At 61.5% G+C, this 24,286-nt stretch carries 22 protein-coding genes; 15 read left to right on the top strand and 7 right to left on the bottom strand.

What is annotated here, in order from left to right; genetic code table 11:
• Nucleotides 1–65: 65 nt before the first annotated feature.
• Together greA and BS629_RS17245 are read left to right on the top strand one after the other, a co-directional pair.
• Entirely contained in the window at nucleotides 66–542 is a 477-nt protein-coding gene (gene greA / locus BS629_RS17250; RefSeq protein ID WP_003541639.1) for a transcription elongation factor GreA, read from the top strand.
• A 27-nt stretch (nucleotides 543–569) separates the two neighbouring features.
• Nucleotides 570–1,628 carry a glycosyltransferase family 4 protein gene (locus BS629_RS17245; RefSeq protein ID WP_018242997.1) on the top strand — a complete coding sequence of 353 codons (1,059 nt, stop codon included), beginning with the start codon at nucleotides 570–572 and terminating at the stop codon, nucleotides 1,626–1,628.
• A 73-nt stretch (nucleotides 1,629–1,701) separates the two neighbouring features.
• Here BS629_RS17245 and BS629_RS17240 read toward each other — a convergent pair whose 3' ends face one another.
• Nucleotides 1,702–3,036, bottom strand: coding sequence for a dicarboxylate/amino acid:cation symporter (locus BS629_RS17240; protein ID WP_018242998.1), 1,335 nt, complete (start codon nucleotides 3,034–3,036; stop codon nucleotides 1,702–1,704).
• Nucleotides 3,037–3,260: 224 nt separating this feature from the next.
• On the opposite strand from BS629_RS17240, the gene BS629_RS17235 reads away from it, so the two are divergent.
• Both BS629_RS17235 and BS629_RS17230 read left to right on the top strand, forming a co-directional pair.
• Entirely contained in the window at nucleotides 3,261–5,129 is a 1,869-nt protein-coding gene (locus BS629_RS17235) for an ATP-binding protein (RefSeq protein WP_018242999.1), read from the top strand.
• Between the two features lie 4 nt (nucleotides 5,130–5,133).
• Complete coding sequence (locus BS629_RS17230; protein ID WP_018243000.1) at nucleotides 5,134–6,480, top strand: sigma-54-dependent transcriptional regulator; 1,347 nt, start codon at nucleotides 5,134–5,136, stop codon at nucleotides 6,478–6,480.
• Between the two features lie 32 nt (nucleotides 6,481–6,512).
• On the opposite strand, the gene BS629_RS17225 is transcribed toward BS629_RS17230, so the two are convergent.
• Nucleotides 6,513–6,980, bottom strand: coding sequence for an Lrp/AsnC family transcriptional regulator (locus tag BS629_RS17225; RefSeq protein WP_003541645.1), 468 nt, complete (start codon nucleotides 6,978–6,980; stop codon nucleotides 6,513–6,515).
• A gap of 231 nt (nucleotides 6,981–7,211) precedes the next feature.
• On the opposite strand from BS629_RS17225, the gene trxB reads away from it, so the two are divergent.
• The 6 genes from trxB (at nucleotide 7,212) to BS629_RS17195 (ending at nucleotide 13,145) form a co-directional block, all read left to right on the top strand.
• Nucleotides 7,212–8,186, top strand: coding sequence for a thioredoxin-disulfide reductase (gene trxB / locus BS629_RS17220; protein ID WP_018243001.1), 975 nt, complete (start codon nucleotides 7,212–7,214; stop codon nucleotides 8,184–8,186).
• Between the two features lie 22 nt (nucleotides 8,187–8,208).
• Nucleotides 8,209–9,105: a LysR family transcriptional regulator VtlR gene (locus BS629_RS17215; RefSeq protein ID WP_018446649.1), complete on the top strand. Its 897-nt coding sequence runs from the start codon at nucleotides 8,209–8,211 to the stop codon at nucleotides 9,103–9,105.
• A 553-nt stretch (nucleotides 9,106–9,658) separates the two neighbouring features.
• On the top strand, nucleotides 9,659–9,952 hold the full coding sequence (locus BS629_RS17210; protein ID WP_018243002.1) for an ArsR/SmtB family transcription factor: 294 nt from the start codon (nucleotides 9,659–9,661) through the stop codon (nucleotides 9,950–9,952).
• A gap of 1 nt (nucleotide 9,953) precedes the next feature.
• Nucleotides 9,954–11,120, top strand: coding sequence for an MFS transporter (locus BS629_RS17205; RefSeq protein WP_027690487.1), 1,167 nt, complete (start codon nucleotides 9,954–9,956; stop codon nucleotides 11,118–11,120).
• Nucleotides 11,121–11,145: 25 nt separating this feature from the next.
• Entirely contained in the window at nucleotides 11,146–12,270 is a 1,125-nt protein-coding gene (locus BS629_RS17200; protein ID WP_018243004.1) for an alkene reductase, read from the top strand.
• 74 nt (nucleotides 12,271–12,344) lie between these two features.
• Nucleotides 12,345–13,145 (top strand): aminoglycoside phosphotransferase family protein, encoded by an 801-nt coding sequence (locus tag BS629_RS17195; RefSeq protein ID WP_018243005.1) that lies wholly within the window; start codon nucleotides 12,345–12,347, stop codon nucleotides 13,143–13,145.
• On the opposite strand, the gene BS629_RS17190 is transcribed toward BS629_RS17195, so the two are convergent.
• Nucleotides 13,142–14,164 (bottom strand): NAD(P)H-binding protein, encoded by a 1,023-nt coding sequence (locus BS629_RS17190; protein ID WP_018243006.1) that lies wholly within the window; start codon nucleotides 14,162–14,164, stop codon nucleotides 13,142–13,144. The two genes, BS629_RS17195 and BS629_RS17190, sit on opposite strands and share 4 nt — an antisense overlap.
• A gap of 94 nt (nucleotides 14,165–14,258) precedes the next feature.
• On the opposite strand from BS629_RS17190, the gene BS629_RS17185 reads away from it, so the two are divergent.
• Together BS629_RS17185 and BS629_RS17180 are read left to right on the top strand one after the other, a co-directional pair.
• Nucleotides 14,259–15,158, top strand: a complete 900-nt coding sequence (locus BS629_RS17185) for a LysR family transcriptional regulator (protein WP_018243007.1) — start codon at nucleotides 14,259–14,261, stop codon at nucleotides 15,156–15,158.
• Nucleotides 15,159–15,253: 95 nt separating this feature from the next.
• On the top strand, nucleotides 15,254–15,769 hold the full coding sequence (locus tag BS629_RS17180) for a GrpB family protein (protein ID WP_018243008.1): 516 nt from the start codon (nucleotides 15,254–15,256) through the stop codon (nucleotides 15,767–15,769).
• Between the two features lie 2 nt (nucleotides 15,770–15,771).
• On the opposite strand, the gene BS629_RS17175 is transcribed toward BS629_RS17180, so the two are convergent.
• Entirely contained in the window at nucleotides 15,772–16,053 is a 282-nt protein-coding gene (locus BS629_RS17175; protein ID WP_017965291.1) for a DUF2188 domain-containing protein, read from the bottom strand.
• Between the two features lie 231 nt (nucleotides 16,054–16,284).
• Here BS629_RS17175 and BS629_RS17170 point away from each other — a divergent pair, with 231 nt between their 5' ends.
• The gene (locus BS629_RS17170; protein ID WP_018243009.1) at nucleotides 16,285–17,382 is read left to right on the top strand and encodes a calcium:cation antiporter; all 1,098 of its coding nucleotides are present in this window, start codon (nucleotides 16,285–16,287) and stop codon (nucleotides 17,380–17,382) included.
• A 109-nt stretch (nucleotides 17,383–17,491) separates the two neighbouring features.
• On the opposite strand, the gene BS629_RS17165 is transcribed toward BS629_RS17170, so the two are convergent.
• The 3 genes from BS629_RS17165 to BS629_RS17155 form a co-directional block, all read right to left on the bottom strand.
• A complete protein-coding gene (locus BS629_RS17165; RefSeq protein WP_018243010.1) occupies nucleotides 17,492–18,361 on the bottom strand; it encodes a hypothetical protein in 870 nt (289 codons plus the stop codon).
• Nucleotides 18,362–18,408: 47 nt separating this feature from the next.
• On the bottom strand, nucleotides 18,409–19,314 hold the full coding sequence (locus BS629_RS17160) for a glycosyltransferase family 8 protein (RefSeq protein WP_018243011.1): 906 nt from the start codon (nucleotides 19,312–19,314) through the stop codon (nucleotides 18,409–18,411).
• Nucleotides 19,315–19,584: 270 nt separating this feature from the next.
• Nucleotides 19,585–20,787, bottom strand: coding sequence for a pyridoxal phosphate-dependent aminotransferase (locus tag BS629_RS17155; protein WP_018243012.1), 1,203 nt, complete (start codon nucleotides 20,785–20,787; stop codon nucleotides 19,585–19,587).
• Between the two features lie 384 nt (nucleotides 20,788–21,171).
• Here BS629_RS17155 and BS629_RS17150 point away from each other — a divergent pair, with 384 nt between their 5' ends.
• Both BS629_RS17150 and BS629_RS17145 read left to right on the top strand, forming a co-directional pair.
• Nucleotides 21,172–23,559 (top strand): marine proteobacterial sortase target protein, encoded by a 2,388-nt coding sequence (locus tag BS629_RS17150; protein ID WP_026188477.1) that lies wholly within the window; start codon nucleotides 21,172–21,174, stop codon nucleotides 23,557–23,559.
• Nucleotides 23,549–24,268 (top strand): class GN sortase, encoded by a 720-nt coding sequence (locus tag BS629_RS17145; protein WP_018243014.1) that lies wholly within the window; start codon nucleotides 23,549–23,551, stop codon nucleotides 24,266–24,268. The genes BS629_RS17150 and BS629_RS17145 overlap by 11 nt, the downstream gene beginning before the upstream one ends.
• The last annotated feature ends 18 nt before the right edge of the window (nucleotides 24,269–24,286 follow it).

Below are 24,286 nucleotides of genomic sequence, written 5' to 3'. Positions count from 1 at the left end.
TCGGGACCTGTTTTCTTTTGTGTTCGCCGCTGATTGTGCGGATACGAGGATTGAAGGACAGAAAAATGGTTGAAAAGGTACCGATGACACCGGGCGGTTTCGTCAAGCTGCAGGAAGAGCTGCGCTGGCGCCAGCAGGAGGAGCGCCCCCGAATCATCGAGGCGATCGCCGAAGCCCGTGCTCATGGCGACCTTTCCGAAAACGCCGAATACCACGCCGCCAAGGAAGCCCAGAGCCACAATGAAGGCCGCATCAGCGAGTTGGAAGACCTGACGGCGCGCGCCGAGGTCATCGACCTCACCAAGATGTCGGGCGACAAGATCAAGTTCGGCGCCAAGGTGAAGCTCATCGACGAGGACACCGAGGAAGAAAAGACCTACCAGATCGTCGGCGACCAGGAAGCCGACGTCAAGGCCGGCCGCATCTCCATCTCCTCGCCAATCGCCCGTGCGCTGATCGGCAAGGAAGTCGGCGATTCCATCGAGGTCAACGCGCCGGGCGGCTCCAAGGCCTACGAAATCCTCCAGGTTTCCTGGGGCTGATCGCCCGCGAGCCGCGAGACCCCTCCCTTGCCTGATATCCGTGACGTCGAGATCATTGCGCCCAATTTCAAGCGCCGGCTCTCCGGCGTCACGTCGACGATCGTCCAGCTCATCCCGTGCCAGATCCGGCTCGGCATCAAGATCGCGACACTCGGCCCCGGCCTGCCGGAGGACCTGCCGAAACTGAAGTGGCGGCAGCTCCTCGGCCTTTGGCGCCCGCCGGCGCGCCGGCGCCGGCGTGTCTGGCACGCTCGCCGCAACAACGAGATGGCCGTCGGCATCCTGCTTCGCCATCTCACGCGCATGCCGCTGAAGCTTCTCTTCACCTCGGCCGCGCAACGCCGCCACACCGCCTATACGAAATGGCTGATCCGTCGCATGGACGCCGTCATCGCGACCAGCGACCGTTCCGGCTCGTTCCTCGAGGTGCCGCACACGGTCATCCAGCACGGCGTCGACCTTGCTCTGTTCCATCCGCCGGAAGCCGCAGAGGACGGCATCGCCGCCACCGGCCTGCCCGGCCGCCATCTGGTCGGCTGCTTCGGCCGTGTGCGCCATCAGAAAGGCACTGATCTTTTCGTCAGGGCGATGATCGAACTGCTGCCGCAGCATACTGAGTGGACGGCAGTCGTCTCCGGCCGCGTGACGGCGGAGCACGTGGCATTCGCAGACAAACTCAAGGCGGATGTCGTCGCCGCCGGACTGAGCGACCGTATCCTCTTTCTCGGCGAAGTGCCTGACATCAAGATCTGGTATCGCCGCCTGACGCTTTACGTCGCCCCCTCCCGCAACGAGGGCTTCGGCCTGACGCCGCTCGAAGCCATGGCCTCGCGAACCGCGGTGGTGGCATCGGATGCGGGCGCCTATGCCGAGCTCATCGTCACGGGCGAGACGGGTTCGGTCGTCGCCGCCAGCGATGGCGAGGCGCTGACGCGGGCAATCGCGCCCTATATCGCAGATCCCGCTCTGGCGGTCGCGCATGGCGAGAATGCGCTGCGGCATGTCAGGGCGAATTTCGCGCTGGAGAGGGAAGCAAGTGCGATCGGCGCCGTTTATAACAGTCTTCTCGGCGACAATCGCAGCTGAAGCCGAAAAGAGAAACGGCCCGTTGGATGACGGGCCGCTGCAGGGTTTCTAAGGATAAGGGGATAGCGGCTGACTATTCGGCCGGCTGCAGCCCGGCAGCCGAAGTATCCTCTCCGGTCTGGCCGCCCAGTGCTGCGGCGAGTTGCACCGTATCCAGCTCGTTTTCCCAACGTGCCACGACGATCGTCGCCACCGCATTGCCGACGAGGTTGGTCAGCGCCCGGCATTCCGACATGAAACGGTCGATGCCGAGAATGAGCGCCATGCCAGCGACCGGCACGGATGGGACGACGGAGAGCGTTGCGGCAAGCGTGATGAAGCCGGCGCCGGTGATGCCTGCGGCACCCTTCGAGCTCAGCATCGCCACCAGCAGCAGCAGGATCTGGTCACCCCAGGAGAGATGGATGCCGGTTGCCTGAGCAATGAACAGCGCTGCCAGCGTCATGTAGATGTTGGTGCCGTCAAGATTGAAGGAATAGCCGGTCGGGATGACGAGGCCGACGACCGAGCGCTTGCAACCGGCCTTTTCCATCTTGTTCATCAGCCCCGGAAGTGCGGCTTCCGAAGACGAGGTGCCGAGGACCAGCAGCAGTTCTTCCTTGATGTAGCGCAGCAGCGCCACGATCGAGAATCCGTTGTAGCGGGCAACAGCACCGAGAACGATGAAGACGAAGAGCAGAGACGTGATGTAGAAAGTGCCGATTAGCATGGCAAGGTTGGCGATCGATCCGACGCCGTACTTGCCGATGGTGAATGCCATGGCGCCGAAGGCGCCGATCGGGGCAGCCTTCATGAGGATGGCGACGAGCTTGAACACGGGAGCCGTCAGGGAATTGAGGAAGTTGACGACCTGCTCGCCCTTTTCGCCGACCATGGCGAGCGCGATGCCGAAGAGCACCGAGAAGAACAGAACCTGCAGAATATCGCCATCGGCAAAGGCGCCGACAATCGTCGTCGGGATGATGTTGGTGAGGAAGCCGACGATGCTCTGCTCATGCGCCTTGGCGGCAAAGGTGGCGACGGCGGCCGGATCCAGCGAGGCCGGATCGATGTTCATGCCGGCGCCTGGCTGGACGACATTGGCGACGATCAGGCCGATGATGAGCGCCAATGTCGAGAAGGTCAGGAAGTACAGCATCGCCTTGCCGGCGACGCGGCCGACCTTCTGCAGGTCGCTCATGCCGGCAATGCCGGTCGCAACCGTCAGAAAGATCACCGGCGCAATGATCATCTTGACGAGCTTGATGAAGGCATCGCCGAGCGGCTTCAGCTGGGTGCCGAGTTCGGGATAGAAATGACCGAGAAGGATACCCGCAGCGATGGCCACGAGAACCTGAACGTAAAGATGGCTATAAAAGGGCTTCTTGCCCTTGCTGCCTGCGACTGCATCGAGTGGTGCTGCGATCATGATGTCCTCCTAGTGGCTCGTCCGGAACGAACTCCGGCCTCCCGAGCCGTTCGCTTCAAGTCCAACAGCTCAGCCGTTGTTGCCACCTCCTTCGCAATCGCCGTGCCAGTTTTAAGTCGCCAACCAACCGATTGAATTTATTAATGAAAAATTTACGAGACTGCTAACAACTAACTAAGCAATGCGGAAATCCGCACAAATCCATTTGCGTTTCGTGCAGAAAAATGCACAAATCCGCCATGTCCGTGTCGCAGAAATTGTGGCCTTCCCTGCCCCTGCAACACCGCATCCGCCGGATGTGGTGGACCTATGCCGCGCTCGCCTTCCTCGCGGTCGTCGCAAGCCTTTGGACCAGCGGCGAGATCGGCCAGCACCGGGCGGAGGCTGCCCTCGAGGAGCAGGCCCGCATGGATGTGACGCTGAATGCGGCGTTGCTGCGCACGGTTCTTGAAAAATACCGGGCGCTTCCCTTCGTGCTGTCGCAGGACACCGCGCTCGCCGCGGCCCTGGTGGGAAACGATGCCGGCACGTTCGAGCGGCTCAGTCAGAAGCTCGAAATACTGGCGGCGGGCACGAAGGCCGCCGTCATCTATGTCATCGACAAGGACGGCATCGCGGTTTCGGCCAGCAACTGGCGCGAGCCGACGAGCTTCGTCGGCAATGACTACCGCTTCCGGGAGTATTTTCAGGGGGCGGTCGAACGAGGGCAGGCCGAGCACTTCGCGCTCGGCACGGTCAGCAAGAAACCGGGTCTTTATATCTCGCAGCGGATTTCGGGCAGCAATGGCTTGCTGGGTGTCGTTGTGGTCAAGGTCGAATTCGACGACGTCGAGGCGGATTGGAACGCCTCCGGCACCCCGTCCTACGTCGTTGACGAGCGTGGCATTGTCCTCATCACCAGTCTTCCATCATGGCGGTTCATGACGATCGGCCGGATCGCCGAAGATCGCCTGACAGCGATCCGCGAAAGCCTCCAATTCGGCGCTGCGCCACTTCAACCCCTGCCCCTCGACATGGTCCGAAACCTCGGCGAAGGGCTCGATGTCGTCGAGATCGTCATGCCCGGCGATGCCGGGAAAACCAGGTTTCTCGATGTCGCAACGTCGGTGCCGGCGACCGGATGGCATTTGCAGCATCTGGTGGCGTTGGGGCCGTCCGTCGATGCGGGGATTCGCGAAGCCCGCATGCTGGCATTGCTCATACTCTTGCCACTGCTGGCCGGAGCAGCCTTCCTCTTGCGCCGCCGCCATACGATCGCCCTGCGGATCTCGAGCGAACAGCAAGCACGAGAGGAACTGGAACGGCGGGTAGTCGAGCGGACGCTGGATCTCAGCCAGGCGCGAGACCGGCTGCAGGCTGAAATCATCGGCCACAAGAGCACGGAGCAAAAGCTGCAGGCGGTGCAGCAGGATCTGGTGCAGGCCAATCGGCTGGCCATCCTGGGCCAGGTAGCCGCCGGCGTCGCTCATGAGATCAACCAGCCGGTGGCGACCATCCGTGCCTATGCGGATAATGCCCGCACCTTCCTCGATCGCGGCCAGACTGCGCCTGCCGGCGAAAATCTCGAGAGCATTGCGGCGCTGACGGAACGCATAGGTTCGATCACCGAGGAGCTGAAGACCTTTGCCCGCAAGGGCCGCGGCAGCGCCGAACCAACAGGATTGAAAGACGTCATCGAGGGCGCGGTGATGCTGTTGCGCAGCCGGTTTGCCGGCCGCATGGATACGCTCGACATCGACCTGCCGCCCGACGAACTGCAGGTGATGGGAAACCGGATTCGTCTCGAGCAGGTCCTCATCAACCTGCTTCAGAACGCCCTGGAGGCGGTGGCGCCGAAGGCCGGAGAGGGTCGCGTCGAGATCAGAACATCAACTGACGCGGGGATGGTAACGGTGACAGTCGCCGACAACGGCCCCGGCATTCCCACGGAAATCCGCAAAGGCTTGTTCACGCCGTTCAATACCTCGAAGGAAAGCGGTCTCGGCCTTGGCCTCGTTATCTCCAAGGATATCGTCGGCGACTACGGCGGCCGGATGGACGTTGCAAGCGACAGCGGTGGTACCCGGTTTATCGTTCAGCTGAGGAAGGCTTGAGGTCATGGACACACTGATGCCCGTTGCGCTGATCGACGACGACAAGGATCTGCGCCGTGCCACCGCGCAGACGCTCGAACTCGCCGGATTTTCCGTTTCCGCCTATGACGGTGCGAAAGCCGCGCTGGCGGACCTGCCGGCGGACTTTGCCGGCCCCGTCGTCACCGATATCCGCATGCCCGAGATCGACGGACTGCAGCTCTTCGCCACGCTGCAAGGGATGGATGTCGACCTGCCGGTGATCCTGATGACCGGCCACGGCGATATTCCCATGGCCGTTCAGGCGATTCAGGACGGCGCCTATGATTTCATCGCCAAGCCCTTCGCAGCCGATCGGCTCGTGCAGAGCGTGCGTCGCGCAAGCGAGAAGCGCCGGCTTGTTCTGGAGAACCGCATGCTGCGGAAAGCAGCCGAAGATGCGCAGGAGAATTTGCCGCTGATCGGCCAGACGCCTGTGATGGAAAACCTCAGAAACATTCTTCGCCACATCGCCGATACCGATGTGGACGTACTCGTCGCCGGCGAAACGGGCAGCGGCAAGGAAGTGGTTGCCCAGATCCTGCATCAGTGGAGCCACCGCCGGAAAGGCAATTTCGTGGCCCTGAACTGTGGCGCCCTGCCCGAAACCGTCATCGAAAGCGAACTGTTCGGCCACGAGGCCGGCGCCTTTACCGGCGCCCAGAAGCGCCGCACGGGCCGCATCGAACATGCAAGCGGCGGCACGCTGTTCCTCGACGAGATCGAAAGCATGCCGGCCGCCACGCAGGTCAAGATGCTGAGGGTGCTGGAGATGCGCGAGATCACGCCGCTCGGCACCAATGAGGTGCGCCCCGTCAATCTTCGCGTCGTCGCGGCTGCCAAGATCGACCTCGGGGACCCCGCGGTTCGCGGCGATTTTCGCGAGGATCTCTATTACAGGCTGAATGTCGTGACGATCTCCATTCCGCCGCTGAGAGAACGGCGGGACGATATTCCGCTGCTGTTTTCCCACTTCGCCGCTCGCGCCGCGGAGCGCTTCCGTCGCGATGTCCCGCCGCTTTCACCTGATGTGCGGCGGCATCTCGCCTCGCACACATGGCCAGGCAATGTCCGCGAGCTCTCGCATTATGCCGAACGCGTGGTGCTTGGCGTGGAAGGCGGCGGAGCGGCAGCGGTCCCTCCTCAGCCGACGGGTGCGACGCTCCCCGAACGGCTGGAACGCTACGAGGCGGAGATCATCCGCGACACGCTGTCAGCCAATGACGGCGACGTGCGCCGCACCATCGAGGCGCTCGGCATTCCGAGAAAGACGTTTTATGACAAACTTCAGCGCCACGGCATCAACCGGGGCGGCTATAGCTCGCGCAAGTAATCCGTGACGACGATTAACCTGCCAAGGTCGTTTTAGACTTCAACCAGTCCCAGCTTCTTCACCTGCCGGATCGTCAGCATGGTGCGCACGGTATCGACATGTTCGTTCGCCGTCAGCACCTCGATGACGAAATCCTGAAAGCGGGTGAGGTTCTCCGCCACGCAATGCAGCAGGAAATCGCTGTCGCCCGAGACCATCCAGGCCTGGCGCACCAGCGGCCATTCGGCGGTGGCAGCGGCGAAAGCCTTGAGATTGCCTTCCGACTGGTGCTTGAGGCCGACCATGCAGAAAGCGACGAGGTCGAAGCCGAGCTTCGGGCTGTTCAGCATCGCGTGGTAGCCCTCGATGATGCCGGCTTCCTCGAGCTTGCGCACACGGCGCAGGCAAGGCGGCGCCGAGATGCCGACGCGATCGGCGAGCTCCACATTGGTCATGCGGCCATCGGCCTGCAGTTCCCGGAGGATCTTTATATCGATGACGTCGAGTTCCGCACGCCCCACATCATTGCCTTTCTTTAATTCTCCGCGGGGAGCTTCTATATAAAGCCGCGGAATACGCAAGAAAGTTTCACGCCGATGACGGATTCTTGCACATCTGGGCGATTTGCCTTGTTGGTAACGCAAGGCTGCCCTTGAATAAAAGCATTGGACGTTCATAAATGGCGCATGGACCGCGAAACGGCCGCAATCGCCACTTAGCCGCCGCCCTCCTGCCAGTCGAAAGGAAATGACATGCCCGCCCGCCACACCAAGGTGCTCATCATCGGTTCCGGACCCGCAGGCTATACTGCCGCGGTCTATGCCGCGCGCGCCATGCTGAAACCGGTTTTGATCGCCGGTCTCGAACAGGGCGGACAGCTGATGATCACCACTGATGTCGAGAACTATCCGGGCTTTGCCGATCCGATCCAGGGTCCCTGGCTGATGGAACAAATGCTGCAGCAGGCAAAACATGTCGGCGCCGAAATCGTCAACGACCTGGTGACCGAAGTCGACATGAATCAGCGTCCGTTCGTCGCCCGCACGGACAGCGGCCAGGTCTGGACCGCCGATACGCTGATCATTGCCACCGGTGCCAAGGCCAAATGGCTCGGCATCGAGAGCGAGCAGCATTTCCAGGGCTTCGGCGTTTCGGCTTGCGCCACGTGCGACGGTTTCTTCTATCGCAACAAGGACGTGATCGTGGTTGGCGGCGGCAACAGCGCCGTCGAGGAGGCGCTCTATCTCTCCAACATCGCCAAGTCGGTTACATTAGTGCACCGGCGCGACTTCTTCCGAGCCGAGAAGATCCTGCAGGAACGCCTGTTCTCCAAGGAGAATGTCAAGGTGCTGTGGAATACCGAAGTGGCCGAAATAACAGGCACACCGGCCAAGCCGCCAATGCCGCAATCCGTATCCGGCGCGCGCCTGCGTGACGTCAGAACCGGCACGATCACCGACATGGTGATCGATGGCGTCTTCGTCGCGATCGGCCATGCGCCGGCAACCGAACTCTTCAAGGACAAGCTGAAGCTGAAGGACAATGGCTATCTCTGGACCGCGCCGGATTCGACCGCGACCAGCCTGGACGGGGTCTATGCCGCGGGCGACGTGACGGATGATACGTTCCGCCAGGCGATCACTGCCGCCGGCCTGGGGTGCATGGCTGCACTTGAAGCCGAGCGATATCTGACGGGCCACATGCCCGTCGCCGTGGCCGCGGAGTAAGATCGGCATGAGGGGTGGGGGAATGCCATTGGATTGGGACAAGCTGCGTATTTTTCACGCAGCTGCCGAGGCGGGTTCGTTCACGCATGCGGCGGATAAACTGCATCTGTCCCAATCCGCCATCAGCCGCCAGGTCAGCGCGCTGGAGCAGGATGTCGGCACCAAGCTGTTTCACCGCCATGCACGCGGCCTGATTCTGACGGAACAGGGCGAACTGCTTTACCGCACCGCCCATGACGTGCTGCTGAAGCTCGAAACCGTGAAGATGCAGCTCACCGAGACGACCGAGACGCCATCCGGCAAGCTGCGCGTCACGACGACGGTCGGTCTCGGCCAGGGCTGGCTGACCGACAAGATCCAGGAATTCCTGCAGCTTTATCCCGATGTGCAGATCCAGCTGATCCTCGACAACGAGGAAGTGGATGTGAACATGCGTCATGCCGACTGCGCGATCCGCCTGCGCCAGCCGCAGCAATCCGACCTCATCCAGCGTAAGCTCTTCACCGTGCACATGCACGTCTATGCGGCCCCGTCCTACATCAACCGTCACGGCGAGCCGCAGAAGGTCGAGGATCTCGACAATCACCGCATCATCACCTTCGGCGAGCCGGCGCCGAGTTACCTGCTCGATGTCAATTGGCTTGAGGTCGCCGGCCGCTCCTCCGACAACAAGCGCATCCCGCATCTGCAGATCAACAGCCAGACCTCGATCAAACGCGCCGCCCTGCTCGGAATCGGCGTCGCCTGCCTGCCGGATTACATCGTCGGTCGCGACCCCGGCCTGATTCAGCTGGCGATCAATGCCGACGTCCCCTCCTTCGACACCTATTTCTGCTATCCAGACGAGATCAAGAACGCGGCCAAGCTGAAAGCCTTCCGCGATTTTATCGTCAGCAAGGCCAGAAACTGGAACTTTTGAGCCCGGTTTTATTGATGAATCGCCGACTATGCAGAACGTGCATGACTGGCATGCACAAATGAGGGTTGCCGTTTGCCCAATAAACCACCATATCGCACATAGCTGATGCACATGGTGGCTTTTCCTCCCAGTTCCACCGCATTAGCTGTTCCCCTCTGGAGGTTTTCGACCTTCACACTTATAAGGGCCCTGGTTTTCCAGTGGCCCTCTTTTTTTGCCCTTACTTCCTCGATAAATGCCGCACCGCAAAAAAATTGTGCGGCGCATAGCAGACATGCACAAAAAAGCATTGAAACCTGCTCAAGGAAGCACCATATCTCTCTCAGCTGATGCATCTTGTGGTTTCTCTCCCAGTACCACCGCATTAGCTGTTCCCCTCTGGAGGTTTTTGACCTTCACAATTACAAGGGCCCTGGTTTTCCGGTGGCCCTCTTTTTTTGCCCAAAATTTGCGCACTCACTAAAAACCACGGCCTCACGCCTCCGTGATTTGCATATCGAAGCCTGACGATCAATATATCGATTAAACACGATTTATAGTTCGGCGAACAACGATGGACAAAGACGAAATTATCAAGGCACTCGCCCATCCCACCCGGATGGACATTCTGAGCTGGCTGAAAAACCCCGAGGAACATTTCCCCTCGCAGGAGCATCCTTTCGAAATGGGCGTCTGCGCCAGCCAGTTCGAGCGCTGCGGCCTGTCGCAGTCGACGGTCTCGGCCCATCTCGGCACGCTGCATCGCGCCGGCCTCGTCACCACCAAACGCGTTGGCCAGTGGATCTTTTACAAGCGCAACGAAGAAACGATCGCCGCCTTCCTCAAGCAACTGACGCAGGATCTTTAGAATGCCCCTCGCCCTCCTCGTTCTCGCCTTGAGCTCGTTTGCGATAGGCACCACCGAATTCGTCATCATGGGTCTGTTGCCGGAGGTGGCTGCCGATCTCTCGGTCAGCATCCCGCAGGCCGGGTGGCTGGTCACCGGTTATGCCCTGGCGGTCGCGATCGGCGCCCCTGTGATGGCCATTTCGACTGCGAAGCTGAAGCGCCGTACCGCCCTGATTGCGCTGATGGCATTCTTCATCGCCGGCAACCTGCTTTGCGCTCTGGCGAGCGATTATTGGGTGCTGATGATCGCCCGAGTCGTGACGGCACTCTGCCATGGCGCCTTCTTCGGCATCGGCTCGGTGGTTGCCGCCGGCCTCGTCGCCGAGGATCGCAAGGCCCGCGCCGTCGCGCTGATGTTCACCGGGCTGACGCTCGCCAATGTTCTTGGCGTGCCGCTCGGCACCGCGATCGGCCAGGCCTATGGCTGGCGCGCCACCTTCGGCGTCGTCACCGTCATCGGTATCGTCACCATATCAGGCCTGATCGCCATCCTGCCCAGGGATAAGCAGCAAGAGAACGGCAGCATCCTGCGTGAGATCGCAGCCCTCAGGAATGGCCGCCTGTGGCTGGCACTCTCCACCACCGTCTTCTTCGCCGCCTCTATGTTCGCTCTCTTCACCTATATTGCGCCGCTGCTGCGCGACGTCACCGGCGTTTCGCCGGAAGGCGTCACCTGGACGCTGTTTCTGATCGGCCTCGGACTGACCATCGGCAACCTCGTCGGCGGCAAGCTTGCCGACTGGCGGCTCGGCGCGACGCGTGCCGGCGTCTTCGCCGCGATCGCCATCACCTCGATCGCCTTCAGCTATACGAGCCGCTTCTTCATCCCGGCTGAAATCACCCTCTTCCTCTGGGCGATGGCAAGCTTTGCCGCCGTGCCGGCGCTTCAGGTCGGCGTCGTCGGCTTCGGCAAAGACGCTCCGAATCTCGTCTCGACGATCAACATCGGCGCCTTCAACACCGGCAATGCGCTCGGCGCCTGGGTGGGCGGCTTGGTCATCGACGCCGGCTTCGATCTCACCCGCGTTCCGCTCGCCGCAGCCCTGATGGCCCTGACCGGCCTCGGCGCCACGGCACTCACCTATCTCTCCGCCAGGGGCCGGGCCGCCCTCGCCCCTGCCGAGTGATCCACCCGCAAAAGAAAGGACCATCATGGCCAAGCTTTTCGAACCCACGAAAGTCGGCGACATATCAGTCAAGAACCGCATCGTCATGGCGCCACTCACCCGCAACCGATCGCCGGGCGCAATCCCCAACGACCTCAACGTCGAATATTACCGCCAGCGCGCCACATCAGGCCTGATCATCACCGAAGCAACCGCGATCACCCATCAGGGCCAGGGTTATGCCAACGTGCCTGGTCTCTACACCAAAGAGGCTCTCGACGGCTGGAAGCGCGTCACCGACGCGGTCCATGCATCAGGCGGCAAGATCGTCGTCCAGATGTGGCATGTCGGCCGCATCTCGCACACGACATTGCAGCCGAACGACGGCAAGCCGGTTTCATCGACCAATCGTGTCGCCAAGGCCAAGACCTATCTGGTCAATGCCGACGGCACCGGCAGCTTTGCCGACACCTCCGAACCACGCGCGCTCGAAACCGCCGAAATCCCTGGCATCATCGAGGATTACCGCAAGGCTGCCCGGGCGGCGATCGACGCCGGCTTTGACGGTGTCGAGATCCACGGCGCCAACGGCTACCTGCTCGACCAGTTCATCCGCGACGGCGTCAATGACCGTACTGATGCATATGGCGGCTCGATCGAAAACCGCACCCGTCTGACTTTCGAAGTCGTCGATGCCGTGGTGAAGGAAATCGGCGCCGGCCGCACGGCGATCCGCATCTCACCGGTGACGCCGTCCGGCGAAAGCTACGATTCCAACCCGCAGGCGACCTTCACCCATGTCGTCGAGGGACTGGCCAAACACGACCTGGCCTATATCCATGTCATCGAAGGCCAGACCGGCGGCGAACGGGACTATAAGCAGGGCGACAATCCCGCCTTCGATTACAAGGGACTGCGCCAGACTTACGAAAAGGCTGGCGGCAAGGCCGACTGGATGGTCAACAATGGCTATGATCGCGATCTGGCGATCGACGCCGTCGCAAGCGGCCGCGCCGATCTCGTCGCCTTCGGCAAGCCTTTCATTGCCAATCCCGATCTCGTCGAACGCCTGGTACACAATCTGCCGCTCAACACGCCCGACCAGTCGACCTTTTACGGCGGCACCGGCAAGGGCTATATTGACTATCCGGTCCTCGAAAAAGTCGCCTGAACCTTTCACACGCGAATGGGAATCCCGCCGAAAGGCGGGATTCCCATTTTCACGACCTCTCGGTAAGTTGCACCATGTTTAGTCCCCATCTTGATCGCTGGTCGCTGATATCAGACGGTGAACCCATCATCACCCATTCCAGCCGCCTGCTGCCGGTCCGCTGGCAGGGCAGGCCAGCCATGCTGAAAGTGGCGGCCGATATCGACGAACGTTATGGCGCGCTATTGATGCAATGGTGGGACGGCGACGGCGCAGCCTATGTCTACGCCCATGAGGGCGACGCCGTGCTGCTGGAAAGGGCGACGGGAAAACGCTCATTGCTTGCCATGGCGATGAACGGCGAGGACGACGAGGCAAGCCGCATCCTCTGCCGGACAGCGGCACGGCTGCATGCGCCGCGCGAAAAACCGCTTCCCGATCCCATACCCCTCACCCGCTGGTTCCGCGATCTGGAGCCGGCAGCAGGCAAGCATGGCGGCACGCTTACCGATTGCTCGGCGATCGCCAACACCCTCCTTGCCGATCAGCGTGAAGTCACCATCCTCCACGGCGACATCCACCACGACAATATCCTCGATTTCGAGGCACGCGGCTGGCTGGCAATCGATCCGAAGCGGCTCCATGGCGAACGTGGCTTCGATTTCGCCAATATCTTCGCCAACGAGGAACTGCCAACGATCACCGATCCCGCCCGTTTCCGCCGCCAGCTCGCCATCGTCTCAGCAGAGGCGAAACTGGAGCCGAAGCGGCTGCTGCGATGGATCGCCGCCTATTCCGGTCTTTCCGCCGCCTGGTTCCTCGGCGATCCGAATATTCAGCAGGCAGAGACAGCCCTGACGGTCGCCCGGATCGCGCTGGCCGAACTCGAGAGCTAACCCGCGTTCTGCGACGGGTGCCCGATAAGGGCGGCCGCGGCTTGACGGTGCGGTTCGGGCAGGCAGCCAAGCGCCACGAGCGAAGCCCTGACCGCCTCGTCGATCGGCGTCTGCGGCTCCTTGCCGAGTTCGGCCGTAAGCCTGGTATTCCGCATCCGCACCGGCACCTTCCAGAGATAGCGCATCTCCTTGATCTCCCGCATCACGGGAACGAAAGGAGCGGTCAGCGGCACGATCCACCAAGGGAAGTTGCCGATCTTCGCCCTACCGCCGACGACGCGCTTGATCGCTTCGGCCATCTGCATGCCGTCCGCATCCCAGAAGCCCTCCATGTGATAGACGGCGAAAGGCGGCAGTCGATCGGCCCGCTCGACGAGTTGGGCAATGGTTTCTGCCATGTCGGGCAGGTAGGCCCATTGATGGCCGATGCCGCGCCGTGCCGGGTTCCTGATCGTGCCGACCGGCTTGCCTGGGGTCACGAGGCCGGACGAAAACCAGCTATTGGCCGTCGTGCCTGGACCGAAGAAATCCCCTCCCCTGACGATGATGGCGCCGGCGCCGGACTGCGACGCCGCCTTCATCCGCTTCTCCATTTCGACGCGGATCGCCCCCTTCTTCGTCACCGGATTCTGTGGGCTTTCTTCCGTCGGCGCCGGCAGGGCATCGGGACCAAAATTATAGACGTTGCCCGGCAGCACGACGCGCACGCCGACTACGCGAGCAGCGGCGATGGTATTGTCGAGCATCGGCAGCACCAGCGTTTCCCAGTCGCGATAACCGGGCGGATTGACAGCATGGACGATCAGGCCGACGCCTTCAGCCGCCCTCAGGACGTCGCCGGCATTCATCGCATCGCCCTGCACCCATTCGAAAGCCGGCTCGTTCCTCGACGCTTTGGCGGCGTCACGGTTCAGCGCCCGGATGCGCCAGCCGCGCGCAAGCAGCTTGCGGGCAACCGCGCCGCCGATACCGCCTGTGGCGCCGAGAATGAGGGCCGTCGTCTTCATTTTGCTGCTCATGACAATCATCTCCTTCGATCGGATGAGAGGATCATGCCCCCAGGAGGGAATAAACGAAATTGACGAAATAAATGCATCTGCTATACAAAAATATATGAGCGTCGAACCAAGCTGGGATTTCTACCGCAGTTTCCTGACCGTGCTCCAGCAAGGGTCGCTGTCAGCCGCCGCCCGCGAACTGGGGCTGACTCAACCGACCATAGGCCGCCATGTCGACGCCCTGGAACTGGCGATCGGCGCCGAACTCTTCACCCGCTCACCGAACGGCCTGCTGCCGACCGACGCCGCACTGGCGCTCAAGCCCTATGCCGAAACGCTGGCGGCAACCACCGCCGCCCTTTTGCGCACAGCATCCGGCCAGCGCGATTGCGTGACGGGAACGGTCAGGGTCAGCGCCAGCGAGGTCATCGCCGTCGAAGTACTGCCTGCGATTCTCGGACCGCTGCAGGAGACTTATCCGGAACTTCAAATCGAGCTCTCGGCTTCCGATACGATCGAGGACCTGGTGAACCGCGAAGCCGATATTGCCGTGCGCATGGCCGAACCGCAGCAGGACGCACTCGTCGTGCGCCGAATCGGCGATATCCCGCTCGGCTTTCACGCCCATCGCCGCTATCTCGAACGATACGGCATTCCGCAGACCCTGGCTGACCTCGCAAACCACCGGCTCATCGGCTTCGACCGGCAGACGGCCTATGTCCGCATGGTGATGAAACGTTATGCGGTGCCTGGCATCGAGTTCTCCTTCCGCTCCGACAGCAACCTTGCCCAACTTTCGGCGATCCGTGCAGGCGTTGGCATCGGCATCTGCCAGACAGGGCTCGCGCGTGAAAATCCAGACCTTGTTCACATCCTGCCTGATGCCTTCAGCATTCCGCTCGGCACGTGGGTGGCGATGCATGAGAGCCTGAAGTCTTCGCCGCGCTGCCGCGCTACCTTTGATGTATTGGTCAAGGGACTTCAGGACTATCACCGATATTCGACCAGCGCATAATCGCGAAAATCAGAATCGATTTTCGCAAAGAATCATGCGCAAATTTCGAAGCGATAGAGCCTCCTTAACGCGTCGAGCACCACAGCGGGATGAAAATGATAACGCACAGCCCGGTTGAACTCGTGCCTCACGATCTGCAATGGCCGCAAGCCTTCCAGCGCATCCGCGACAGGCTGCTGACCTTGCTGCCGCAGGCGCTCTCCATCGATCACATCGGCAGCACGTCCATACCGGGCATGACAGCCAAGCCGCTTATCGATATCGACATCGTTCTTCCCGACCTCGGGCATATCGAGGGCGCCACACGCGTGCTCCTGGTAGAAGGCTACGAGCCACGCGGCAACCGCTATGACGACGAGGTTTGGGCTTTTCTATCGAGAGGTTCAGTGCCGGCGGAACGGGTCTACCTTTGCCCTTCCGGCAACGGCACGCATCGAAACAGGCTGGCTTTCCGGGATTATCTCATCGCGCATCCGCAAGCGGCGGCCGATTATGCCGCGCTCAAACGCAGGCTGGCAGCCGAATTCAGGATGGACGGCGACCGCTACACTGCGCATAAGCGCGAATTCGTCGATGCGATCGTCGCGCGGGCATTGACGGGCGATGCTTAGCTTCAAATGCCTTGCGATGCCTCGGCCGTGCGGTCCTTCCACAGGCCGTCCACCACTTCGGTTTCCGGCCGGTCGCCGCCCTCGGCATATTCCTCATGCCATTTGCCGTTCTCGTCCTGCCAACTGATCTCGGCGGAATCGCCGCCGACCTGCTGTTCGGCCGCGACGATGCGCGCAGCTTCGAGCGCCTCGGCATGGGTCGGGAATGCCTCGGAATAGACACCTCCCAGCCTGTAGGCCCAGCCGCCGTCATGTGGCACGACTTCGTAGACCACCTTGATCATGCATCCGTCTCCTCATCTTCTTGTTGCGCATTCGCACGCTTCCGGACAGGATCCGGATCATCGCGGCCGCTTGACGAGAATTCGAGGACGCCGCGATCTGCTTTCCGGCCCCGATGACGTTCAGTATTCCATTAAACGCCGAAGACTGCAAATGGCACTCGACCGGAGCTCGCTTGATAGGCGAAATCAGCGACTTAGATAAAATGCGTGAATCTGGACAGGAGCTGAGGCTTGAGGATCGCGTCACGCTTTAAAGAAGAAAAGTTTCTGGTCGCCGCACTTGTCGTTGCAGGGATCGCTTATCTCTTGGAACACGCCGTGATCGGGATGGGGCGCGGCGTCGCGCTGATCGCAGCCGTCGTCCTGGTCGGCACCATCGTGCTCGCCTCGATCCGCGTCGCCCATCATGCCGAACTGCTCGCCGTCAAGGTCGGTGATCCCTATGGCACGATGATCCTGACGCTCTCGGCTGTTGCCGTCGAAGTCATCATCCTCGCCATCATGATGGGCGGCGAGAGTTCGCCGACGCTGGTGCGCGACACGATCTACTCGGCCCTGATGCTCGATATCAACGGCATTCTCGGCCTTGCCGCCCTGCTCGGCGGCCTCAAGCACGGCGAACAGCCCTATAACGACAATTCCGGCAAGACCTACGGCGTGATGATCCTCACCGCCATGGGCATCTCGATGATCGTGCCGGAATTCGTGCCGAGCGACAAATGGCACTATTATTCCGCCTTCACCATCGTCGCGATGATCGCGCTCTACGGCCTCTTCCTGCGCATGCAGGTTGGCCAGCACAGCTATTTCTTCAGCTACAGCTACCCGCGCTCCGAACGGAAGAAAGAAAGTCCGGACGAGCATAGCGCCGACGAGTCGACCACAATCTCGATCGCCACCATTCTCGTCGGCGTCGTCATCATCGGCCTGCTGGCGGAGTTCATGGCGACCTTCATGACCGAAGGCCTGCGCGACAGCGGCGCGCCGATCGCCGTGACCGCCGTCGTCGTCGCAGCGATTTCGGCGGCCCCCGAGATCCTGACCGCATTAAGGGCGGCACTCAGGAACCGCATGCAGGCGACGGTCAACATCGCCATGGGCGCCTCGCTGTCGACGGTCATCCTGACGGTGCCCGTCATGGAGGCGATCGCGCTCTATACCGGCCAGCCCTTCATCATGGCGATGACCCCGGTGCAGACGGTGATGGTGGCGATCACGCTGATTGCCGCCGCGATCAACCTCAACGACGGCGAGACCAACGCCATCGAGGGCATGACGCACTTCATCCTCTTCGCCACCTTCGTCATGCTGACGGCGCTGGGACTTTGAGGGCTTCCCTTCTCCTGACGGGGAATGGAGAGCAGCCATCCGCGCGCGGAACGTTAGCTCAAAGCGCAACTTTCTTGACAGCCTCGCCTTTGGGGAGGGCTTTCGACAGTCATTCCTTCGACTTTTCGAGGAAACGCTGCTTGCGGGTTTTCGGCTTGAAGCGCCGGAAGAAACCCTCAATGGCGCGGATCGATTTGGTGACGGACATCAGCCTGTCGATCTGGCCGTTCGCATTGTGGAGCCGTTCCGACAAAACTTCAGCCGCGGTCATCGCGATCTCGATCGGCGGCACCTGTGGGAAGCGTTTGGCGAGTGCCGCATAGGGGCCGGCGTCCACGCCGCCCAACATCGAGATCGTGCCCATCCTGGCAAAGAGACGCAGGAAGATCTGCTCGAACGTCCAGTCGTGCACGTCGAAGACCTTCCACTTCTCGCTCCTCTTGGCCGAAAAGCCGGCAAGCAGGATCTTGCCCGGCGGTTGCAACTCGGCGAGCCAAAGCGCCATCGCAAAGCCGCTCGTCGCGATTTTGCCTGTCGGATAGAGGTCGCCGAGCATTTGCGTCAGATCGAGATGGCGGGTTCTGGCGCCCTTGAAGCCGCTCGCGTCACTGAAGTTCTCCTCCGGGGAGACGCGAATGTTGACGACGCCCAGAAAATCGTCGCCGGCAAAGAAACGCAGGACATCCACCACCTCGCGCCGGTGAACGATATTGGCGCCCATCACGCCGCTGCGGGCAATCAGCACCGCATGGCCGGCGAAGGGTTCGTCGAGCACCTTATAAACATTGTTGAAGAAAACGTAGAGCGCCGTCTCCGGCAATTCGCTTCGCAGCCGTCCGAAATCGACTGCTTCGCTGTTTGCCACCAGCACGACGTGGGAATAGGGTGACAGCAACGCCTTCCACGCCTCCGGCATCAGGACGTTGAAGCCGCCATCTGCGGCGGCGGCACTCTGCGTATCACTGGGGATTGCTTCCATACCGGCTCACATGCACTTTCCAAGGACGATGCGCTCTGCCCGCCTTACTAGCTGTTGCTGAAATAGGCGCGCGTTCGTGCCAGCCGCGTCAGCCCGCCGATGCGCTTTCCCAAATGCGAGAAGAAACCCGCAACTCGACCCGCCATTGACGGCTGCCTACAGAAAGAGGCCCACGGTGTGTTGCTGAGATCCTCGATATAGTGCTTGGCCATCCGCCGGTGCACCCAGGGCACGGTGGCCTGCCACGGCTTTTTCCGGCCGGTGAAATGAAGGATCGCCGGCCGGCCGACGAAGGGCAGCAGGCCCGTCTGCGTGTTCCAGCGCGGACCGAGCACCAGCCAGTCGCCGTCGAAGGTGACATTCAGCGCATCCTGGTCGTTATTCTCGAAAAGATGCGACCGCTCCTCGAAGATCTCCCGTGTCCTGGCAAAAAGCTGCCTCTCCCGGCAGGCCGACCAGTCGAACAGCAGCACGCCGGCATTGAAATAGCGGCCGCCCTCGCGCATGCCGATCTTCCGCTGCCGGGCACCGGCCTTTTCAGGAAAGGCCATGACATAATCGTCGACCGCAGCCAGCGCTTTGCCTTGAAAATTTCTCGTGAAGAGTTCGTCGACCGGCGAAACCGCCAGCACATCCGCGTCGAGATAGAGCAGGCGCTCGATATGATCGGGTATATGCAGATCCATGTAGAGTCGCGCCAATGTCGCGCCCGACCAGCGGCCCCGCGCCTGCAGCGCCGTATCCGGCGTATTGTAGGACAGCACCCTGATCGCCATATCATGCAGCCGCGCGAAATTTCCCACCTCGGCGATCTCGTTCGGCTTGAGGTCGATGCCGAGAAGCAGGAACTCCACGGCAGGACCTGAGAGATTGCGCTTGACGGAAAGCAGGGTGCAGCAGGCGGCAGGCAGCATGTTGACATCCGAACAGACGATCACGGCACTCTGCTGCAAAATCCCGGCCTCCCGAAGCGGCACTTAAACTTGATGCCGGATATCTAGTTGGTTTGATGCCAACCCGCAACCGCAGATCACCCGCCGGACCGTCACTCTGCCGTCACGTTTTGAATCGGATTTCAACGACTTGAGAGGCAAAGCGGAATCAACTCCGCAGCATGTTGAATCGGGATGTGAGCGATAATCGCAGCGCCAGCCCAACGTCGCCGCAAACAAAAAGGCCCGCCGTCGCCGGCAGGCCTTCGATCGGTGTTTTTGAAAACCCGCTTACTTGCAGGCGCCGCAGAAGCGCTGGATGCGGCGGCAGGCTTCCTCGAGCTGCTCTTCCGAAGTCGCATAGGAGATACGGAAGTTCGGGCCGAGGCCGAAGGCCGAACCGTGAACAACGGCGACGCCTTCCGATTCCAGCAGCTCGGAGACGAAATCCTCGTCCGTCTCGATGACCTTGCCGGAGGGCGCGGTCTTGCCAATCAGACCCTTGCACGAGGGATAGACATAGAAGGCGCCTTCCGGCACCGGGCAGACAATACCCTTGGCCTGATTCAGCATCGAAACGACGAGATCGCGACGGCCTTCGAAGATCTTCTTGTTCTCAGGGATGAAGTCCTGCGTGCCGTTCAGCGCTTCGACAGCCGCCCACTGGGCGATCGACGTCGCACCCGAGGTCTGCTGACCCTGGATCATGTCCATGGCCTTGATGAGCTGGATCGGGCCGGCCGCATAGCCGATACGCCAGCCGGTCATCGCATAGGCCTTGGAGACGCCGTTCATCGTCAGCGTGCGGTCGTAAAGCTGCGGCTCGACTTCCACAGGCGTGACGAACTTGAAGTCGCCATAGGTCAGGTGCTCGTACATGTCGTCGGTCAGCACCCAGACCTGCGGATTCTTCATCAGCACATCCGTCAGCGCCTTCAGCTCGTCATGCGTATAGGCGGCCCCCGTCGGGTTGGACGGCGAGTTGAAGATGAACCACTTGGTCTTCGGCGTGATCGCCTTTTCGAGATCGGCCGCCTGAAGCTTGAAGTTATGCTCCTGGGTGGCAGAAACGAAAACCGGCGTGCCGCCGCACAGTGCCACCATCTCAGGATAGGAAACCCAGTAAGGCGCCGGGATGACGACTTCGTCGCCGGGGTTCAGCGTTGCCATGAAGGCGTTGAAGAGGATCTGCTTGCCGCCGGTGCCGACGATGGTCTGCTCCCAGGAATAGTCGAGGCCGTTCTCGCGCTTGAACTTGGCGGCGATCGCCTTGCGCAATTCCGGGATACCGGAAACCGGCGTGTACTTCGTTTCGCCGCGGTTGATCGCGTCGATGGCCGCCTTCTTGATATTATCGGGCGTATCGAAATCCGGCTCACCGGCGCCGAGGCCAATGACGTCACGTCCTTTTGCTTTCAGCTCGCGCGCTTTCTGGGAGACGGCGATGGTGGCTGAAGGCTTCACACGGGAAAGAGCATCGGCAAGGAAAGCCATGATAACGGTCCTAATGGTTGAAACGGGCAGAAAGCCGGGACCGGAGTTCTGCGGTTAGCTCTATGTCCAATGTATGACGGCATTTCAAGCGGAAAGGCGTCATGGTGGCATGATTCTTATTGATCGGTTCGCCGCGCCATCAGCCCGGCATGCCGCCCCCTTGGGAGAGGCTTGCGTCACCTGGTCGAAACGCCAGGCGCAGATCTTGAATCAATCTCTGAAGTCATCCGGATTTATCCCCTGAAATCAGAGGCATCGTCGAATTCGGCCATCGCCACGAATAAGCCGCAACAAATGCCGCGCCACGCCGCAATTCGGTCGCGAGCGCGCCGAGATCGAAGCCGCATCATCCGGCATCCGAAATTGGTTATTGAGGGTATGCCAATGTTTCTGGAAGATGAGTTTGCCATAGGGCGCATTCGTGCGCGCCGAATTTCCGTTTCAGTCCTTGTTGCATTCACTATCTTTGCGGCCTGCATCACCGCGGTGCTGGGACTTGCCTCCGCCGCCCGCGCCGCCGAGACGCCGCAGGCATCCGCTGAGCTCGCAGCACTTGTCCGGCCGAACGACGTCCGCAGCGGCTCGCTGCTCTTTCCGTCGAAGGAGCCGGGCTTCTATGTCGAAGCGCCGCGGCTGAAGAGTGATGTCGCCATCGATGTCTCCGGCCCGATCGCCAGGGTGAAGGTGACGCAACGCTTCCAGAATCCGAGCCAGGGTTGGGTCGAGGGCACCTACGTCTTTCCACTGCCGGACAATTCCGCCGTCGACACCCTGAAAATGCAGATCGGCGAACGCTTCATCGAAGGCCAGATCAAGCCGCGCCAGGAAGCCCGCGAGATCTACGAGCAGGCCAAGGCCGAGGGCAAGAAGACGGCGTTGCTCGAGCAACAGCGGCCGAACATCTTCACCAACCAGGTCGCCAATATCGGTCCCGGCGAAACTATCGTCGTCCAGATCGAGTATCAGCAGATGATCCACCAATCGGGCGGCGAGTTCTCGCTGCACTTCCCGATGGTCGTCGCCCCGCGCTACAATCCGGCGCCGATCGTCCAGACCGTCGAGTTCAACAACGGCGCCGGTTTTGCCACACCGCGAGACCCGGTGGAAAACCGCGACAAGATCGAAGCCCCCGTGCTTGACCCGCGTGAGAACGCCAGGATCAATCCGGTTTCGCTGACCGTCGATCTCAAGGCCGGTTTCCCGCTCGGCGACGTCAAATCCTCCTTCCACGCGGTCGATATCAGCCAGGACGGCGACCAGGCGAGAACGATCAGCCTAAAGGCGGACTCCGTTCCCGCCGACAAGGATTTCGAGCTCACCTGGAAGGCCGCCCCCGGCAAGATGCCGAGTGCCGGCCTCTTCCGTGAAGTGATTGATGGTAAGACCTATCTGCTCGCCTTCGTTACCCCGCCTATTGCCCCCGATACGGCAGCGCCGCCGGCGAAACGCGAGGTGGTCTTCGTCATCGACAATTCCGGCTCCATGTCCGGCCCGTCGATCGAGCAGGCAAGGCAGAGCCTGGCGCTTGCGATCTCCAAGCTGAACGCCGACGACCGCTTCAACGTCATCCGTTTCGACGATACGATGACCGATTATTTCAAGGGTCTCGTCACTGCCACCCCTGACAATCGCGAAAAGGCGATTGCCTATGTCAGAGGCCTGACTGCCGACGGCGGCACGGAAATGCTACCTGCCTTGCAGGCTGCGCTGCGTAACCAGGGACCGGTCGCAACCGGAGCGCTGCGCCAGGTCGTGTTCCTGACGGATGGCGCGATCGGCAACGAACAGCAGCTTTTCCAGGAGATCACCGCAAACCGCGGCGATGCCCGTGTCTTCACCGTCGGCATCGGCTCGGCGCCGAACACCTATTTCATGACCAAGGCCGCCGAAGTCGGCCGCGGCACCTTTACGGCGATCGGCTCGACCGATCAGGTGGCGAGCCGCATGGGCGAGCTTTTCGCCAAGCTGCAGAACCCAGCCATGACCGATATCGCCGCAACCTTCGAAGGCATCGCTGCCGAGGATATCACGCCGAACCCGATGCCGGACCTCTATAGCGGCGAGCCTGTCGTGCTGACCGCGCGACTGCCTGACGATAAGCCCGCCGGCAAGCTGCAGATCTTCGGCAAGACAGGCGAGCAGCCCTGGCGCGTCGAGATAGATATCGCCAATGCCGCCAACGGCAACGGCATTTCCAAGCTCTGGGCGCGGCGCAAGATCGACGATTTCGAGGCGCGCGCCTATGAACGTCAGGATCCGGCCGCGCTCGACAAGGATATCGAGACCGTCGCGCTCGCCCATCACCTCGTCTCCCGCGTCACCAGCCTTGTTGCCGTCGATGTCACCCCGTCTCGCCCGGTCGATCAGCCGCTCGGCTCGACCAAGCTGCCGCTCAACCTGCCGGAAGGTTGGGACTTTGATAAGGTCCTAGGCGAAAACCCTGCCCCTCTTGACGGCGCGGAGCGCCATGGCTCGGCTACGCCGACAGGAAACGCCGGACCGGAGCAGGCTGCGGCCGAAACACAGGAGCTCACCGCGTCGCCTGAGATCGCAAACATGATGGCCGCAGCCCCGACCGCCAAGGCCGCCACCATGATCGCGCAAAAGAGCACGACCGTGAACCTGCCGCAGACGGCGACGCGCGCCGACGAACAGATCATCCGCGGGCTGACCATGTTGCTCCTCGCGCTGATGGCGGCAAGCGGCCTGGCCGTCTGGCGGCGGCGCCTCAAGGGCATTATTGCCGTCGGAGCCAAACGAAATGGTCTCTAGGCTCTCTGCAAGCCAGAATGAGGAAGCGGCCGAATTCGAGCCGCTTCCGACCTATCTGGAACTCGCCATGGCCGCCGCCACGGCCTATGACCGACCGAAGATGCGCCAGAAGAAGGGCTTCTTCCTCTGGCGCCTTTCCTCGATCGAAAAAGCAATCGCCTTTGCCATCGCCGGCCTTGCCCTCTATGGCTTGGCGCTGATCGGCGACGGCTTCCTGCTGAAGGCGAAGGCGGAGCTTTCCCAGGTGCTGCTGAAACGCGCCTTCGCCGCCGAATTACGGGGCGAAGAAACAAAACCCTGGCCCTGGGCGGATTTCACCACCGAGGCCAAGGTACGCGCCCCGCGCCTCGGCAAGGAGGCGATCGTGCTCTCCGGCGCCTCCGGCGAAGCTCTCGCCTTCGGTCCGGCCTGGCTCGTCAACACGCCACAGCCCGGAGAGGAAGGCGCCTCCGTGATTGCTGCCCATCGCGACACGCATTTCCGCTGGCTGCAATATATAAGGCCCGGCGATACGATTGAAGTCACGCGCCGCGACGGCAAACTATTGACCTTCAAGGCCGGCGAGGGCCGCATCGCCCCGTGGGATGCAAGCGGCATCGATCCCTCCTCCGATGGCCGCCACCTGGTGCTGACCACCTGCTGGCCCTTCGACGCGACGGAACGCGGGCCGTTGCGCTACATCCTCGAGGCGGAATTGGTCGATGGCTAGAGCGCCGTGCGTCCTCTT

The organism is Rhizobium leguminosarum bv. viciae USDA 2370 (genome assembly GCF_002008365.1).
In the GTDB taxonomy this organism is placed as follows: Bacteria; Pseudomonadota; Alphaproteobacteria; order Rhizobiales; family Rhizobiaceae; genus Rhizobium; species Rhizobium leguminosarum.
The sequence above is the reverse complement of the archived record's forward strand: the minus strand, read 5'-3'. Positions and strand labels throughout refer to the sequence as shown.

Coding starts and splice junctions, on each gene's coding strand:
- greA (WP_003541639.1), top strand. CDS start 66: ATGGTTGAAAAGGTACCGATGACACCGGGCGGTTTCGTCAAGCTGCAG.
- BS629_RS17240 (WP_018242998.1), bottom strand. CDS start 3,036: ATGATCGCAGCACCACTCGATGCAGTCGCAGGCAGCAAGGGCAAGAAG.
- BS629_RS17235 (WP_018242999.1), top strand. CDS start 3,261: ATGCACAAATCCGCCATGTCCGTGTCGCAGAAATTGTGGCCTTCCCTG.
- BS629_RS17230 (WP_018243000.1), top strand. CDS start 5,134: ATGGACACACTGATGCCCGTTGCGCTGATCGACGACGACAAGGATCTG.
- trxB (WP_018243001.1), top strand. CDS start 7,212: ATGCCCGCCCGCCACACCAAGGTGCTCATCATCGGTTCCGGACCCGCA.
- BS629_RS17215 (WP_018446649.1), top strand. CDS start 8,209: ATGCCATTGGATTGGGACAAGCTGCGTATTTTTCACGCAGCTGCCGAG.
- BS629_RS17210 (WP_018243002.1), top strand. CDS start 9,659: ATGGACAAAGACGAAATTATCAAGGCACTCGCCCATCCCACCCGGATG.
- BS629_RS17205 (WP_027690487.1), top strand. CDS start 9,954: ATGCCCCTCGCCCTCCTCGTTCTCGCCTTGAGCTCGTTTGCGATAGGC.
- BS629_RS17200 (WP_018243004.1), top strand. CDS start 11,146: ATGGCCAAGCTTTTCGAACCCACGAAAGTCGGCGACATATCAGTCAAG.
- BS629_RS17195 (WP_018243005.1), top strand. CDS start 12,345: ATGTTTAGTCCCCATCTTGATCGCTGGTCGCTGATATCAGACGGTGAA.
- BS629_RS17190 (WP_018243006.1), bottom strand. CDS start 14,164: ATGAGCAGCAAAATGAAGACGACGGCCCTCATTCTCGGCGCCACAGGC.
- BS629_RS17185 (WP_018243007.1), top strand. CDS start 14,259: ATGAGCGTCGAACCAAGCTGGGATTTCTACCGCAGTTTCCTGACCGTG.
- BS629_RS17180 (WP_018243008.1), top strand. CDS start 15,254: ATGATAACGCACAGCCCGGTTGAACTCGTGCCTCACGATCTGCAATGG.
- BS629_RS17175 (WP_017965291.1), bottom strand. CDS start 16,053: ATGATCAAGGTGGTCTACGAAGTCGTGCCACATGACGGCGGCTGGGCC.
- BS629_RS17165 (WP_018243010.1), bottom strand. CDS start 18,361: ATGGAAGCAATCCCCAGTGATACGCAGAGTGCCGCCGCCGCAGATGGC.
- BS629_RS17155 (WP_018243012.1), bottom strand. CDS start 20,787: ATGGCTTTCCTTGCCGATGCTCTTTCCCGTGTGAAGCCTTCAGCCACC.
- BS629_RS17150 (WP_026188477.1), top strand. CDS start 21,172: ATGTTTCTGGAAGATGAGTTTGCCATAGGGCGCATTCGTGCGCGCCGA.
- BS629_RS17145 (WP_018243014.1), top strand. CDS start 23,549: ATGGTCTCTAGGCTCTCTGCAAGCCAGAATGAGGAAGCGGCCGAATTC.